Source organism: Blastococcus sp. MG754426 (assembly GCF_021699055.1).
Taxonomy (GTDB): domain Bacteria; phylum Actinomycetota; class Actinomycetes; order Mycobacteriales; family Geodermatophilaceae; genus Blastococcus.
Genome location: NZ_SSXC01000009.1, coordinates 53686 through 68043 on the forward strand (window position 1 = coordinate 53686; position 14358 = coordinate 68043).

Consider the following 14358-nt stretch of genomic DNA (forward strand, 5'->3'; position numbering starts at 1 on the left):
GGATCAGGCCCGCTGGCGCTCCGCGAGAGCGCGCAGCCGGGCGTTGTACGCCGTGAGCTCGGTGTCGCCGTCGCGGTCGGCCGCGCGGTCGAGGGTCCGCGCCCGCCGCTCGTCCGACCGGGCCCAGGAGAAGAACACGACGGACAGCACCAGCACGGTGGGCAGCTCGCCGAAGGCCCACACGATGCCCCCGGCCACGGCCTGGTCGGCCAGCGGGTCGACGCCCCACCCGGCCGGGGGTTCGGCGAAGGAGTCGACGACGAGCGAACCGGCCATCATGATCGCGACGCCGAAGAATGCGTGGAACGGGACGGGCAGGAACAGCTCGAGCATGCGGCCCGGGTGGCTGAGCGTCCGCGGCCAGGGGTCCTGGGCGACGATCGGGCCGAAGAACAGCAAACCGGTGACCACGAAGTGCGCCAGCATGAACTGGTGCCCGGCCGGGTTGGACATGAGGGCGTCGAACAGCGGGGTGAAGTAGACGCCGTAGAGGCTCGCGAGGAACAGCGGGACCGTGAACAGCGGGTGGGCCACGGCGCGGGCGAACCGGCTGTGCAACGCCTCGAGCAGCAGCGCCCGGGGGGCGCCCGCCGGGCCGCGGCCGCGCGGCAGCGTGCGCAGCGCCAACGTCACGGGCGCGCCGAGCAGCAGGAGCAGCGGGGTGATCAGCGACAGCACCATGTGCTGGGTCATGTGGACGCTGAAGAGCACCATGCTGTAGCCGTTGAACCAGGTACCGGTCACGGCGAAGAGCGACGCGGTGCCACCCGCCCAGGCCAGCGTCCGCCACCACGGCCAGGAGACCCCGGTGCGCCGCAGGCGCACGACCGCGGCCAGGTAGACGACCAGCCCGACGATGCTGAGGACGGCCAGCACCGACCAGGCGTCCAGGTGCGGGAGGAGCATCCGCCCCCAGGTGGGCGGCTCGTCCGGGACCCACATCCCCGAGTGGTGCCCGTGCTCCACCGCGATCTCCTCCTGCCGGCCGGTCGTGCGCCTCCACTGTCCCACTGCGCACCGCCGCCCCGGCCGGCGGCGGCCGCGACCCGCCCCACGCGCGACGCCGCCCCCCGCCGGAACTGCTCCGGCGGGGGGCGGCGTCGTCGTCGGTGCGGCGTCAGATCTGGACGCCGCGCTCCCGCAGCCACGGCAGGGGGTCGATCCGCTCGCCGTCGATGCCGCCGACGCGCACCTCGAAGTGCAGGTGCGGGCCGGTCGACTGGCCGCGGTTGCCCAGCAGCGCGATGGTGTCGCCGGCGCGCACCACCTGGCCCGGGGTCACGAGGATCTCGTCCATGTGGCCGTACACGGTGACGTCGCCGTCGCCGTGCTGGATGTACACGACCAGCCCGTAGCCGCTGGCGGGGCCGGCCTCGAGGACGACGCCGTCGGCCGCCGCGTACTCCGGCGTGCGCATCGGCGCGGCCAGGTCGATGCCCCCGTGGAGGGTGCCCCAGCGCTGGCCGAAGCCGCTGGTGAGCCGCCCGCCCTGGACCGGGAGCACCGCCTTGGGGCGCGCCGCCTCGGCGGCGGCACGGTCGGCCTCCTCCTGGGCGACCCGGTCGGCCTCGGCCTGGACGTCCGCGGCGGCCGTGCGGTCGGCGTCGCGGGCGTTGCGGCTGGCGACGACCTCGCGCAGGCGCTCGGTGTCGTCCGCGTCGACCTTCGGCGCCGCGGAGGAGGCGTCGATGCCGAGCTGCTCGGCGACGCTGATCGAGTGGCCGGCGGTCTCGGTCGCCACCTCCGTCGCGCCGCTCACCGATGCGCCGCTGATGCTCAGCGCGCCGATCAGGGCGGCGGCCAGGTAGAGCGAGGACCGGCGGCGCCCGGCGGGGAGGCGGCGGTCCAGCCGGCCGCGGCGGCCCGCCGCCACGGCGGCGACGACCTCGGCCGGCTCGGCCTCGGGCGCGACGGCGGCGTCGCGGACGACGACGACCGGCTCGCCGGGGACCGGCGACGGCGCGGGCTGCTCGACGGCGTCCTTGACGACGACGACGGCCTGCGGGGCGGGGGCGGTGCCCTCGGCCAGCGCGGCGACGTCGGTGACCGGCGCGAGCGCGGCCAGGTCGACGGCGGACCGCTTGTAGGGCGTCGGCCGGCGCCGGGCGGGCGCCTCCGCGGCCGCCGCCGCGACCTTGGCGGCGATCACCTGCAGGACCGCGGCCCGCGCCGTCGTGAGCGGGGTCGGCGCCTCGACCCGGTGGCGACCACCGGTCCGGTCGCGGCGCGGCGAGGTCTCCGCGGCCGGCGCAGCCCCCGTGGCGCGGCCGCGCGTGCGGGTGGTGGGAACGGTGGTCCGACGGGTCCCCGTCCCGCGCGCCTTCCCCTGGCGCTGCGGCGGGACCGCGGACCCGGCCTTGTCCTCGCGCGTCCCGCCGGTGGCGGGAGCCGGAGCGGGCGTGGCGTCGACCGTGCCGGTCGGTGCCGCACCCCCCTCGGGGAGGCGGTCGTGGTGGAGCGGGCTCATGCACCTGACTTCCGTCGGCGGACATTGCACAGCGGCTCCCGGGGAGAGGAGCGGGGCCCATGTAAACACGCCGTGATGGATTCGTGATCTGGAGAGCGGGGTACGGACCTGCAGTTCTGTGAACCGGATCACCGATGCGCGCACCGATCCATCGCCTGTGCGTGAGCAGAGTTGAACGCAGAGTGAACAACGCGCCGTGGATGGTTGAGAGTCGCGCGATCCGGCTCACGTAGGGGCAGAAGACCCTTTTCCGATGCCCGATCGAGGGAGAAGTCCTATGCGCGCAGTGACCTGGCACGGCCGAGGAGACGTCCGGGTGGAGACCGTCCCGGACCCCACCATCCAGGAGCAGACCGACGTCATCGTCGAGATCACCTCCAGCGGCATCTGCGGGTCCGACCTCCACCTCATCGAGGTCATGGCGCCGTTCATGACGGTCGGCGACGTGATGGGCCACGAGCCCATGGGGATCGTCCGCGAGGTCGGGCGGGACGTGACCGCCGTGAAGCCCGGCGACCGCGTCGTCGTGCCGTTCAACATCTCCTGCGGCACCTGCTGGATGTGCGCCGAGGGCCTGCAGTCCCAGTGCGAGACCACGCAGAACCGCGAGCAGGGGATGGGCGCCTCGCTGTTCGGCTACACCAAGCTCTACGGGCAGGTGCCGGGCGGGCAGGCCGAGTACCTGCGGGTGCCCTTCGGCAACACGCTGCCGATCAAGGTGCCCGACGCGCCGTCGGACGACCGGTTCGTCTACCTCTCCGACGTGCTCCCCACCGCCTGGCAGGCCGTGCAGTACGCCGGCATCCCGCAGGGCGGCAGCGTCCTGGTCCTCGGGCTGGGCCCCATCGGTGACATGGCCACCCGCATCGCCAAGCACCTGGGCGCCGGCCAGGTCATCGCCTCCGACGTCGTCCCCGAGCGGCTCGCCCGCGCCCGGCGCAACGGCATCACCGTCATCGACTCGACCGACCAGGCCGAGGTCGTCGCCCGGGTGCGCGACCTCACCGACGGCCGCGGCCCCGACGCGGTGATCGATGCGGTCGGCATGGAGGCGCACGGCTCCCCGCTGGCCACCATGGCGCAGAAGGCCAGCGCGGTCGTGCCGGACGCCATCATGGAGAAGGTCATGCAGGTCGCCGGGATCGATCGGCTGGCCGCGCTCAACACCGCCATCGAGGCGGTCCGCCGAGGCGGCACCATCTCGCTGTCGGGCGTCTACGGCGGCGCCACCGACCCGCTCCCCCTCATGCGCATGTTCGACAAGCAGATCCAGCTGCGCATGGGCCAGGCCAACGTGTGGCGCTGGGTGCCCGACATCCTCCCCCTGCTGGTCGACGGCGACCCGCTCGGCGTCGACGAGTTCGCCACCCACCGGGTGCCGCTGGAGCAGGCGCCCGAGGCCTACGCGAACTTCCGCGAGAAGAAGGACGGCGCGGTGAAGGTGCTGCTGCAGCCCTGATCCCAGCGGTCCGCGGACGTCGCAGGGCGTCACCGCAGTGCGGTGACGCCCCTGCGCCGCCCGGTCAGACCCGCGTGGTCTCCCGGTGGAGGCCCCCGACCGAGCTCACCCGCAGGGCGGTGTAGACCGGGCAGTACCCGGCCGCCGCGGTGACCAGCATGATCACCGACACCACCCAGAGCACGATGCCGAAGGCCGAGCCGGCTCCGGTGAGCAGCGCCGTGACGGCAGCCCCGATGCCGACGACGGCGCGGATCCCCCGGTCGGTGGTGCCCATGTTCCGCTTCATGCGTCCTCCTCCACGAGCCCCCGAGGCCTCCACCTTGGCGGGTCCGAGCGGTGCGGGTCAGTGCCCGAGGACCGGAGCCGGCGGGACCTTCGAACGCCAGGGCCGGGGCCGTCGGTCAGCGCCGGCCGCCCGCAGGAGTCGCACCGACCTCTGCCGGGGTAGGGGGCGGGACATGACCACCACCGCGGAGAAGTCCGGCAGCTACCGCCTCGGCGACCGGGAGGTGCACCGCATCGGCTACGGCGCCATGCAGCTGACCGGTCCCCACGTGATGGGGCCGCCGGCCGACCGGGAGGCCGCGATCGCCGTCCTGCGGCGCGCCGTCGAACTGGGCGTCGACCACATCGACACCAGCGACTACTACGGCCCCACCGTCGTCAACGAGCTCATCCGCGAGGCCCTGCACCCCTACCCCGACGACCTGGTGATCGTCACCAAGGTGGGTGCCCGCCGCGACGCCGACGGGGGGTGGCCCGAGGCCCTCGCCCCCGACGACCTCCGCCGGGCGGTGGAGGAGAACATCGACCACCTCGGGGTGGAGGCGCTGGACGTGGTGAACCTGCGCATGCCCGGCTTCGCCGAGCCGGTGGAGCGCTCGCTCGCCGAGCCCTTCGAGGCGCTCGCGGCCATGCAGCAGGAGGGGCTGGTCCGCCACCTCGGCGTGAGCAACGTGACGCCGCAGATGTTCGCCGAGGCCCAGTCGATCGCGCCCGTGGTGTGCGTGCAGAACCACTACAACCTGGTGCACCGGCACGACGACCCGATGATCGACGCCCTCGCCCGCGAGGGCATCGCCTACACGCCGTTCTTCCCGCTGGGCGGCTTCACCCCGCTCCAGTCGGCCGCTCTCGAGACCGTGGCCCGGCGGCTCGGGACGACGCCGAAGCAGGTGGCGCTCACCTGGCTGCTGGCCCGCTCCCCCAACCTGCTGCTGATCCCCGGTACCTCGTCGGTCGCGCACCTCGAGGAGAACCTCCAGGCCGCGGCGCGGGTGCTCGGCCCGGAGGAGCTGGCCGAGCTCGACCGCATCGGCGGCACCGGCGAGCCCGACCCCGCCGGCTGACCCCGGGCAACCGGCGCCGGCCGCTCAGGGCCGCGGGACCGGCCCCAGCACCCGGTCGAGGTGCTCGTTGCCCAGCACCCCACCGGGGTCCAGCCGGTCCCGCAGCGCGACGAACGCGTCGAACCCGGGGTAGCGCCCACGGAGGGCCGCGGCGTCCAGGCCGTGCAGCTTGCCCCAGTGCGGCCGGCCGCCCACCTCCCCGGCGATCCGTTCCAGCGCGGCGAACCAGCCCCCCGGCTCGGCGCCGGCGGGGACGTGCGCGGCGACGTAGGCGGTGTCCCGGCCCGACGCCGTCGACAGGGGGACGTCGTCGGCCGCGGCCAGCCGCACCTCCACGGGGAACGCCGACCGCCAGTCGGCGGCCTCGTGCACCCGGCGCAGCTCGGCGAGGACCGCCGGGGCGTCGGCGCGGGGGACGGCGTACTCCATCTCCAGGAAGCGCACCCGCCGCCGGCTGACGAAGACGCGGTGGGAGTGGTCGGTGAACGAGCGCGGGCCCAGCGCCTTCGCCGAGACCCGCGCCAGCCCGGGCACCAGCGCCGGCACCCGGCGGCCGGTGGCCACCACCCCGGCGAAGGCGGCGTTGGCCAGCACCTCGTCGTCCCACACCGCGCGCCAGCGCGGCAGCGGGGCCAGCCCGTCGGCCAGCGGGACGCGCGTGTTGCGCTTGACCAGCGTCGCGTCGGTGTGCGGGAACCAGTAGAACTCGACGTGGTCGGTGGAGGTCATCAGCTCCTCGAAGCCCTCCAGCGCCGCGGTGAGGGCGCCCGGCCCCTCGGTGGCGCGGAGCGCGAAAGCCGGCTCGGCCTGCAGCGTCACCGCCGTCACCACCCCCAGCGCCCCCAGGCCCACCCGCGCGGCGGCGAACACCTCCGGGTGCCGCTCCGCGTCGCAGGTCAGCACCTCCCCGGAGGGCAGCACCAGCTCGACGCCGCGCACCTGGGTGGCCAGCCCGCCGAACCGCGCCCCGGTGCCGTGCGTGCCGGTGGCCAGCGCCCCGGCGACGGTCTGCCGGTCGATGTCGCCCAGGTTGGTCAGCGCCCAACCCCGGCGCAGCAGCTCGGCGCCCAGCCGGTGCAGCGTCGTGCCCGCACCCACGGTGACCAGCCCGTCGTCGGTGAGGGACCGGACCCCGGACAGGCGGTCGCAGACCAGCTGGACGTCGTCGGGCCGCCCGATGCCCGAGAAGGAGTGCCCGCTGCCGATCGGCCGCACCCGGCGCCCCCCCGCGGCCGCCGCGGTGAGCACGTGGGCGACCTCGTCGACCGACCGGGGGTGCACCGCCGTCGCCTCGGCCCGCTGGTTGCCCGCCCAGTTGCGCCACCGCGTGCGGACCCCGGTCCGGTCCAGCAGCTCGGTCACCGGTCTCCCTCCGTCGAACGGGGACTCTGGCGGCTGCCTCCCCGGTGGTCAACCGCCCGCGAGCTCTTGCCCGCCCGGCTCGGCACCGGGCACGCTGCGCCGTGATGAGGCCGGATCCCGCCGCCGGGCGGCACGCGGCGCTCGAGGCCGCCACCGCGGCGCTCGACGCGCCGTTCGCCGTCGTGGACCTCGCCGCGCTCGATGCCAACGCGGCCGACCTGGTCGCCCGGGCCGCCGGCCGGCCCGTCCGGGTGGCGAGCAAGTCGGTCCGGTGCCGGGGCGTCCTGCGCCGGGTGCTCGCCCGCCCCGGCTTCTCCGGGGTGCTGGCCTACTCCCTGCGCGAGGCGCTCTGGCTGGCGGGCGGGGACGACGCCGTGAGCACCGACGTCGTCGTCGGCTACCCCTCGGTCGACGCCGGTGCGCTGCGCGCGCTCGCCGCCGACGAGCAGGCAGCGGACCGGGTGACGTTGGTCGTCGACTCGGTCGACCACCTCGACCTCCTCGACGCCGTCGTCCCGCCCGGCACCCGGCCGCCGCTGCGGGTGTGCCTCGACGTCGACGCCTCCCTGCGCGCCGCCGGCGGGCGGGTGCACGTCGGGGTCCGGCGGTCGCCGGTGCACTCCCCCGGCGAGGCCGTCGCCCTGGCCCGCGCGGTGGTCGACCGCCCCGGCGTGGAACTGGTGGGCCTGATGGCGTACGAGGCGCAGATCGCCGGGCTGCAGGACGCACCGGCCCGCCGTCCCCTCCGGGGCCTGGCGGTGCGCGGGCTGCAGGCCGTCTCCGCCCGGGAGCTCGCGCACCGGCGCGCCGAGGTGGTGGCCGCCGTCTCCGCGGTGGCGCCGCTGCGGTTCGTCAACGGCGGCGGCACCGGCAGCCTGGAGCGGACCGCGGCCGAGCCCGCGGTGACCGAGGTGGCAGCCGGCTCGGGCCTCTACTCCCCCGCCCTCTTCGACGGCTACCGGGCCTTCACCGGGCGCGCCGCCGCCTTCTTCGCCGTCCCGGTCACCCGCGTGCCGGCGCCCGGCGTCGTCACCGTGGCCGGTGGTGGCTGGATCGCCTCGGGGCCGCCGGGGGCCGACCGGCTGCCGTTGCCGACCTTCCCGGCGGGGCTCCGCTGGCTGGCGGGCGAGGGCGTCGGCGAGGTGCAGACGCCGCTGCGCGGACCGGGCACCGCGGGCCTGCGCACCGGCGACCGGGTGTGGTTCCGGCACGCCAAGGCCGGGGAGCTCTGCGAGCACGTCGACGTGCTGCACGCGGTGGAGGGCGGCGCCGTGGTCGACGCGCTGCCCACCTACCGCGGCGAGGGCCGTTCCTTCGGCTGACGGACGGCTCGGCAGGGGCCCCTGGGACGGCTGGGGCCCGCCGCGGGTGTCGGAACTCCGCATGCGCGTGCGCCCGCCTGCCGGACCCATACGGTCCCGCCCGGTAATGCATCGTCGAAGGAGTCGTCTTGTCCTACCCCCCGCAGGCGCCGCCGCAGTACTACGGCCCGCCGCCCGCCTTCCAGCCGCCGGCCAAGAAGGGTGCCGGGCTCGCCATCGCCTCGATGGTGCTCGGCATCATCGCCCTGCTGCTCAGCTGGATCCCGATCGTCAACAACGTGGCCGCGGTCATCGCGGTCGTCGGCCTGGGCCTGGGCATCCCGGCCCTGCTCCGCGCCCGCCGGGGCACGCACGGCGGCACCGGCATGGCCGTCACCGGCCTGGTCACCTCGGTGCTCGCGATCGTCGTCGTCTTCGCGACCCAGGCGTTCTACGCGGACGTCATCGACGAGGTGCAGGAGGAGCTCGACCGCGCCGGGGACGAGGTCTCCGCGCCGCCGGCCGGTGACGCCGCCCCCGCCGGGGCCGAGGAGGCACCCGTCGCGGACACCGTGCCGCTCGGCGTGCCGGCGCAGGTCGGCGACTACCAGGTCATCGTCGACGCCGTCGAGCTCGACGGGAACGCCATCGCCGCCGCCGGCAACCAGTTCAACGAGCCCGCGACGAACGGCCAGTACGTCGTCGTCCAGCTGACGGCCACCTACACCGGTGCCGAGGAAGGCTTCCCGGGGATGGACCTCACCGCGGTCGTCCACGGCAACGACAACCGCCAGTACAGCGACGCCGAGTGCATGGCCCTGCTGCCCGACGACGCGATGAACGCCCCCACCCTCAACCCGGGCGGCACGGACACCTTCCAGTTCTGCATGGACGTCCCGCCGGCCGCTCTCGCGGGTGCCGAGCTGTCGGTGGAGCCCACCATCAGCTTCGGCTCCGACGAGCGCGTCTTCTACGCGCTGGGCTGACCGGTCGCACGACGGCGGCCGACCGGCCGCCGTCGTGCGCGGGCCCTCACCGGGCGCGGGCGACCCGCGCCTCGTCGAACACCGGCTCGGCGGACTCGTACACCCGGCCGTCGGAGCCGAACACCAGGAAGCGGTCGAAGGAGCGGGCGAACCAGCGGTCGTGGGTCACCGCGAGCACCGTCCCCTCGAACGCCGCCAGCGCCTCCTCCAGCGCCTCCGCGGAGAGCACGTCGAGGTTGTCGGTCGGCTCGTCCAGCAGCAGGAGCGTGGCCCCGGACAGCTCCAGCGCGAGGATCTGGAACCGGGCCTGCTGGCCACCGGACATGGTGCGGAACGGCCGGTCGGCGGCCTCGGTGAGCCCGTACCGGCGCAGCACCGACATCGCGCGCCCGCGGTCGACGCCCGGCCGCCCGGGCTCCCCGTGCCACAGCAGGTCGACCGGGGTCCGGTCCTGCCACTCCGGGTGCGCGTGGGTCTGCGCGAACAGCCCCGGGACGACGCGCGCCCCCAGCCGCCAGGACCCGGTGTGCGCGACCTCCTGCCCACCGAGCAGCCGCAGGAAGTGCGACTTGCCCGCCCCGTTGGCGCCCAGCACGCCCACGCGGTCGCCGTACCAGACCTCGAGGTCGAACGGCTGCATCAGCCCGGTCAGCTCCAGCTGCTCGGCGATCACCGTCCGGACACCGGTGCGCCCGCCGCGCAGCCGCATCGCCACCTTCTGCTCCGGCGGCCGGTCCGGCGGGGGCCCGGCGGCCTCGAACTTGGCCAGCCGGGTCTGCATCGCGGAGTACTTCGACGCCATGGCCGGTGAGTTCTTCGCCTGCTGCTGGAGGGTCTTCACCAGCTCGACGAGCCGCTCGTGCTCCTCGTCCCACCGCCGCCGCAGCTCGGCGAGACGGTCGTGCCGTGCGGTGCGCGCCTCGTGGTAGCTGGCGAAGCCACCACCGTGCACCCACGCCGACCCGCCCTCGACGGTGACCACGCGGTCGGCCACCCGGGCCAGCAGCTCGCGGTCGTGGCTGACGAACAGCACCGTCTTCGTCGTCTCGAGCAGCCGCTCCTCCAGCCAGCGCTTGCCGGGCACGTCGAGGTAGTTGTCGGGCTCGTCGAGCAGCAGCACCTGGTCCGGCCCGCGCAGCAGCGCCTCGAGCGCCAGCCGCTTCTGCTCGCCGCCGGAGAGCGTGGACAGCTCGCGGTACTTGCAGCGCTCGTAGGGCACGCCGAGCGCCGCCACCGTGACGGTGTCCCAGGTGACCTCGGCGTCGTACCCGCCGGCGTCGCCCCACTGCGCCAGCGCGTCGGCGTAGGCCATCTGCGCGCGCTCGTCGTCGCTCTCCATCAGCGTCAGCTCCGCGGCCTCCACCGCGTCCCAGGCCGCGCGCACCGCGGGCGGCGAGAGGTCGACGAGGAACCGCTGGACGGTCGTGTCGTCCCGCACCGCCCCGATGAACTGGCGCATCACCCCGAGGCCGCCGGTGCGGGCCACCGAGCCCGCCTCGGGCAGCAGGTCGCCGGCGATGATCCGCAGCAGGGTGGTCTTCCCCGCACCGTTCTCGCCCACCAGCGCCGCGCGCGCCCCCTCGCCCACGCGGAAGGAGACGTCGTCCAGCAGCACCCGCCCGTCGGAGAGGGTGTGCCGGACACCGGTCACGTCGACGTAGCCCACGGGCTCATCCTGCCCGGGCGGGCAACCGCTTTCCGGCGGTGCTCAGCCGATGCACCGGTCCAGGCGGTACCGGGCCAGCCGCTCGACCAGCTCCGGGAGGGCACCGACCGGCGACCCGCCCAGGTCGCGCCGGCAGTCCCGGACCACCCGGACGACCGCCCGGTGCCCGATCCGGCCGGAGTACTCCCCGCTCAGCCGGACGACGGCCGCGCTGACGGCGTCGTCCCCGTGCGCGCCGGTGCGCCCGCGGTCGTGGAGGAGACCGGCCGGCGCTGCCGCCGGGCCGGTCGGGTCGTCGGGGGCTGGGCCGGAGGGGCTCGGCGGGACGACCAGGGTCATCGGCGGTCCTCGGTTCCGGAGGGTGACCGGGCCGGAGCGGCCTCGGCGTCCCACACGGTGCCGGTCCGCCGCCGGGGTCGCCAGGGCCCAAAGGCCTGACCGGGTTCAGCCCAGCACGATGGAGAGCACCGTGGCGCCCGCCGCCAGCAGCATCGCCAGCACCACGACCGCGGCGACCAGCCGCCGCCGGCGCTCGGACTCCGGCCCGCCGGCCCCACCCATGCCCATCACGACAGGCGACGCTACCGCCCGGGGGGGCTGCTCGGCCGTGCGCCGCCGGATGGATCAGCGGGCCGCGCGCCGTCCCCAGAGCAGCGTGTCCAGCGCGGTGCCCTGCGGCGTGGCCCGGCGGACCTGCTCCAGGCGGTCCACGTCCAGGAGCCGGGCGACCGGGGCCAGCCGGTCGACGCTGTGCAGGATCGACGGTTCCTGCGGCCCGCCCACGCCGGCCGTCAGGTTCGCCACGTCGTGCCCGAGCAGCAGCAGCCGGCCGCCGGGGCGGAGCCACCCGACCGCCCGGGCGAGGAGCGGCGTCATCTCCTCCTGCGGCAGGTGGAGGTAGGCGACCAGCACCAGGTCGAGCGATCCCTCCCCGGCCGACCAGGTGAGCACGTCGGCGGCCACCCAGCTCACCCGCTCGGCCCCGGGGCGGGTACGGCCGCGGTCGAGCCCCACGTCGGAGAAGTCGACGGCGGTCACCGCCCACCCGCGGCCGGCCAGCCAGAGCGCGTGCCGGCCCTCGCCCGCGGCGAGGTCGACGGCGGTGCCCGGCGGGACGTCGGCGAGCAGGTCGGCCACCAGGTCGTTCGGCCCCGGCGACCACTGCGCCTGCTCGGCGTACCGCCGGTCCCAGTCCTCTGCCCGCACGCCGGCAGTGTGGCAGCCGGGTCGCCCCCCGCGCCCGGGCGCGGTAAGCGTGGTGCGTGGCCGCCGTCGTCTCCCTCGTCGTCATCGTCACGCTCGGCCTGCTCGTCACCCGGATCGCCACGGTGGCGCTGACCATGACCGGCATGTCCCTGCGGCACGCCCGGTTCCAGGCCCGCTCGGCCTTCACGGGCACCGGCTTCACGACGTCGGAGGCCGAGGCCGTGGTCTCCCACCCGGTGCGCAGGCGGATCGTGATGGTGCTGATGCTGGTGAGCGGCGCCGGTGCGGTGACCGTGCTGGGCACCCTGATCCTCAGCTACGCGGGGGTGGACTCCACCGGCGGCGGGGTGCGCCGGACGGTCGTCATCGTCGCCTCGATGGCCGGCCTGCTGTGGCTCTCGCGCAACGACCGGGTCGACCGGGTGCTGCGGAGGATCATCGAACGCCTCCTGAGCCGGGTGGCCGACCTCGACGTGCGGGACTACGCCGCGCTGCTGCACCTGCGCGGCCGGTGGCAGGTCGTGCAGGTCCCGGTCAGGGACGGCGACTGGATCTCCTCCCGGCCGCTGGGCCGGCTCCGGCTGCCCGAGGAGGGCGTGACCGTGCTGGGCGTCGAGCGGGACGACGGCACGTGGATGGGCGCGCCGAGCGTGGACCTGCAGGTGCGCACCGGCGACGTCGTGGCGCTGTACGGGCGGCAGGCGGTCCTCGACGACATCACCGAGCGGCTCCACGGGGAGGAGGGGGAGCAGGCCAGCGAGCGCTCCCGCGCCTGGCACGCCGCGACGCCGCCGGTGGAGGTCGTCGAGCGACGGCGGTGAGGCCCGCGGTGTCGTACCCCGCTGCCACGCTGGGCCCGTGACGACCCTGCACGACGTGGCCCTCCTGCGCCTGGTGGCCCAGCGGCTGGCCGGGCCGCCGGCCACCGACGCCGCCGCGGCGGTGCACCGGCTCCTGGCGGTGCAGGGCCAGGACTTCCCGGGCGCGGTGACCTCGGTGGCCCTGCGCACGCGGGCCCGGGACCGCGCCGCCGTGCTGCACGCCCTCGACACCGGGGCCGTCGTCCGCTCCTGGCCGATGCGGGGGACGCTGCACCTGGTCCCCGCAGGCGACCTGCCCTGGATGCTCGAGCTCCTCGGCCCCCGTGCGCTCGCCGGGCTGGCGGGGCGGCGCGCCGCCCTGCGGCTGACCGACGCCGACGCCGAGCGGGCCCGGGAGCTCGCCGTCGCCGCGCTCTCGGGCGGCCGCCGGCTCACCCGCCGGGCGCTGCTCGCGGCCGTCGACGAGGGCGGGGTGGCGACGACCGGCCAGCGCGGCTACCACCTGCTGTGGTTCCTCGCCCAGACCGGCACGCTGTGCCTGGGGCCGACGGAGGACGGCGAGCAGCTGTTCGTGCTGCTCGACGAGTGGGTCCGCGGGCCCCGCCGGCTCGCCCGCGAGGAGGCGCTCGCCGAACTGGTGCTGCGGTACTTCCTCGGCCACGGCCCGGCCACGGTGCACGACCTGGTCCGCTGGGCGGGGACGACGGTGCGCGACGTCCGCACCGGCCTGGACGCGGTCCGGGACCGGCTGGCGCGCGTCGAGGTGGAGGGCACCGAGCAGTACCTCGACCCGGAGACCCTCGACCGCTGCGCGGCGCACCGGGAGGCCGCCCGCGCACCGCTGCTGCTCCCCGGGTTCGACGAGTTCGTGCTGGGCTACGCCGACCGGGAGGCCGTCCTGGACCCGGCGCACGCCGAGCGCATCGTGCCCGGGCGCAACGGCGTCTTCCGCCCGACCGTGGTCGTCGACGGCCGGGTCACGGGGACGTGGCGGCGAGCCGGCCGCGGCGCCGCGCGCACGGTCGAGGCCGAGCCGTTCACCGGGTGGGACGCGACCGTCGCCGAGGCCGTCCCGCGGCTGGCCGCCGCGCTGCCGTGACGGCCCCGCGGGTCAGCGGCGTTCGACCAGGAAGACGGGGATGCGCCGGTCGGTCTTCTGCTGGTACTCGGCGTACGGCGGGTAGGCGGCCACCGCCCGCTCCCACCACTCGTCGCGCTCGGCGCCGGAGATCTCCCGCGCCACGCCGTCCCACGGCTCGGGGCCGTCCTGCACGGTGACCTGGTCGGGGTGCGCCCGCAGGTTGGCCACCCACGCGGGGTCGGTCGGCGCCCCGCCCTGAGAGCCGACCATGGCGTAGACGCCGTCGTGCTCGACGCGCATCAGCGGCTGCTTGCGCACCTTGCCGGACTTCGCCCCCCGCGTGCTGAAGATCACCACGGGCAGCCCCGTGTCCCGGAGCGTGTTCGCCTCGCGTCCACCGGTCGCCTCGTAGCGCTCCACCTGGTCGCGCACCCACTGCTGCGTGCTCGGTTCGTACTCACCCTCCAGCGGCATGGCCCGAATCTAGGGCCGGCGCGGGGGTGCTGCGCGGCGACCCGAGTCGCGGCGCGCGGAGCCCGGTGGCAGCGTGCACCCGGCCGGACGGCGGGAGGAGCAGCACGGGATGCGGTACAGCGAAGGAGCCGGCCTCGACACGTCGGGCGTCCGGGACCTCCGGGGCGGCGGCGGGTTCGGGGG

At 75.7% G+C, this 14358-nt stretch carries 15 protein-coding genes; 6 read left to right on the forward strand and 9 right to left on the reverse strand.

The window, feature by feature from the left end; all coding sequences use genetic code 11:
* Positions 1–3: 3 nt before the first annotated feature.
* Positions 4–1011 (reverse strand): cytochrome c oxidase assembly protein, encoded by a 1008-nt coding sequence (locus E9549_RS05915; RefSeq protein ID WP_236825619.1) that lies wholly within the window; start codon positions 1009–1011, stop codon positions 4–6.
* 106 nt (positions 1012–1117) lie between these two features.
* Positions 1118–2467, reverse strand: a complete 1350-nt coding sequence (locus E9549_RS05920) for a M23 family metallopeptidase (protein WP_236825620.1) — start codon at positions 2465–2467, stop codon at positions 1118–1120.
* 316 nt (positions 2468–2783) lie between these two features.
* Between E9549_RS05920 and E9549_RS05925 the strand changes: the two genes are divergently transcribed.
* Positions 2784–3926, forward strand: coding sequence for an alcohol dehydrogenase catalytic domain-containing protein (locus E9549_RS05925; protein WP_236833466.1), 1143 nt, complete (start codon positions 2784–2786; stop codon positions 3924–3926).
* Positions 3927–3990: 64 nt separating this feature from the next.
* On the opposite strand, the gene E9549_RS05930 is transcribed toward E9549_RS05925, so the two are convergent.
* Positions 3991–4215 (reverse strand): DUF2892 domain-containing protein, encoded by a 225-nt coding sequence (locus E9549_RS05930; protein ID WP_236825622.1) that lies wholly within the window; start codon positions 4213–4215, stop codon positions 3991–3993.
* Positions 4216–4387: 172 nt separating this feature from the next.
* Here E9549_RS05930 and E9549_RS05935 point away from each other — a divergent pair, with 172 nt between their 5' ends.
* Positions 4388–5278, forward strand: coding sequence for an oxidoreductase (locus tag E9549_RS05935; RefSeq protein ID WP_236825623.1), 891 nt, complete (start codon positions 4388–4390; stop codon positions 5276–5278).
* Positions 5279–5302: 24 nt separating this feature from the next.
* Here E9549_RS05935 and E9549_RS05940 read toward each other — a convergent pair whose 3' ends face one another.
* Complete coding sequence (locus E9549_RS05940; RefSeq protein WP_236825624.1) at positions 5303–6640, reverse strand: D-arabinono-1,4-lactone oxidase; 1338 nt, start codon at positions 6638–6640, stop codon at positions 5303–5305.
* A 104-nt stretch (positions 6641–6744) separates the two neighbouring features.
* On the opposite strand from E9549_RS05940, the gene E9549_RS05945 reads away from it, so the two are divergent.
* Both E9549_RS05945 and E9549_RS05950 read left to right on the forward strand, forming a co-directional pair.
* Positions 6745–7962, forward strand: a complete 1218-nt coding sequence (locus tag E9549_RS05945; RefSeq protein WP_236825625.1) for an alanine racemase — start codon at positions 6745–6747, stop codon at positions 7960–7962.
* Between the two features lie 128 nt (positions 7963–8090).
* Entirely contained in the window at positions 8091–8927 is an 837-nt protein-coding gene (locus E9549_RS05950) for a DUF4190 domain-containing protein (RefSeq protein ID WP_236825626.1), read from the forward strand.
* Positions 8928–8973: 46 nt separating this feature from the next.
* Here the strand turns inward: E9549_RS05950 and E9549_RS05955 are convergent, their stop codons facing one another.
* From E9549_RS05955 to E9549_RS05965, 4 genes are all read right to left on the reverse strand, one after another.
* Entirely contained in the window at positions 8974–10593 is a 1620-nt protein-coding gene (locus tag E9549_RS05955) for an ABC-F family ATP-binding cassette domain-containing protein (RefSeq protein WP_236825627.1), read from the reverse strand.
* Positions 10594–10635: 42 nt separating this feature from the next.
* Positions 10636–10932 (reverse strand): three-helix bundle dimerization domain-containing protein, encoded by a 297-nt coding sequence (locus tag E9549_RS05960; protein WP_236825628.1) that lies wholly within the window; start codon positions 10930–10932, stop codon positions 10636–10638.
* A 105-nt stretch (positions 10933–11037) separates the two neighbouring features.
* A complete protein-coding gene (locus tag E9549_RS23225) occupies positions 11038–11160 on the reverse strand; it encodes a hypothetical protein (RefSeq protein WP_255714984.1) in 123 nt (40 codons plus the stop codon).
* Positions 11161–11217: 57 nt separating this feature from the next.
* A complete protein-coding gene (locus tag E9549_RS05965; protein WP_236825629.1) occupies positions 11218–11799 on the reverse strand; it encodes a bifunctional 2-polyprenyl-6-hydroxyphenol methylase/3-demethylubiquinol 3-O-methyltransferase UbiG in 582 nt (193 codons plus the stop codon).
* 56 nt (positions 11800–11855) lie between these two features.
* Between E9549_RS05965 and E9549_RS24050 the strand changes: the two genes are divergently transcribed.
* Together E9549_RS24050 and E9549_RS05975 are read left to right on the forward strand one after the other, a co-directional pair.
* Positions 11856–12620 carry a TrkA C-terminal domain-containing protein gene (locus tag E9549_RS24050; RefSeq protein ID WP_236825630.1) on the forward strand — a complete coding sequence of 255 codons (765 nt, stop codon included), beginning with the start codon at positions 11856–11858 and terminating at the stop codon, positions 12618–12620.
* Positions 12621–12657: 37 nt separating this feature from the next.
* Positions 12658–13719 carry a winged helix DNA-binding domain-containing protein gene (locus E9549_RS05975; RefSeq protein ID WP_236825631.1) on the forward strand — a complete coding sequence of 354 codons (1062 nt, stop codon included), beginning with the start codon at positions 12658–12660 and terminating at the stop codon, positions 13717–13719.
* A gap of 12 nt (positions 13720–13731) precedes the next feature.
* Here E9549_RS05975 and E9549_RS05980 read toward each other — a convergent pair whose 3' ends face one another.
* Positions 13732–14175 (reverse strand): nitroreductase family deazaflavin-dependent oxidoreductase, encoded by a 444-nt coding sequence (locus E9549_RS05980; RefSeq protein WP_236825632.1) that lies wholly within the window; start codon positions 14173–14175, stop codon positions 13732–13734.
* Positions 14176–14358 lie beyond the last annotated feature (183 nt).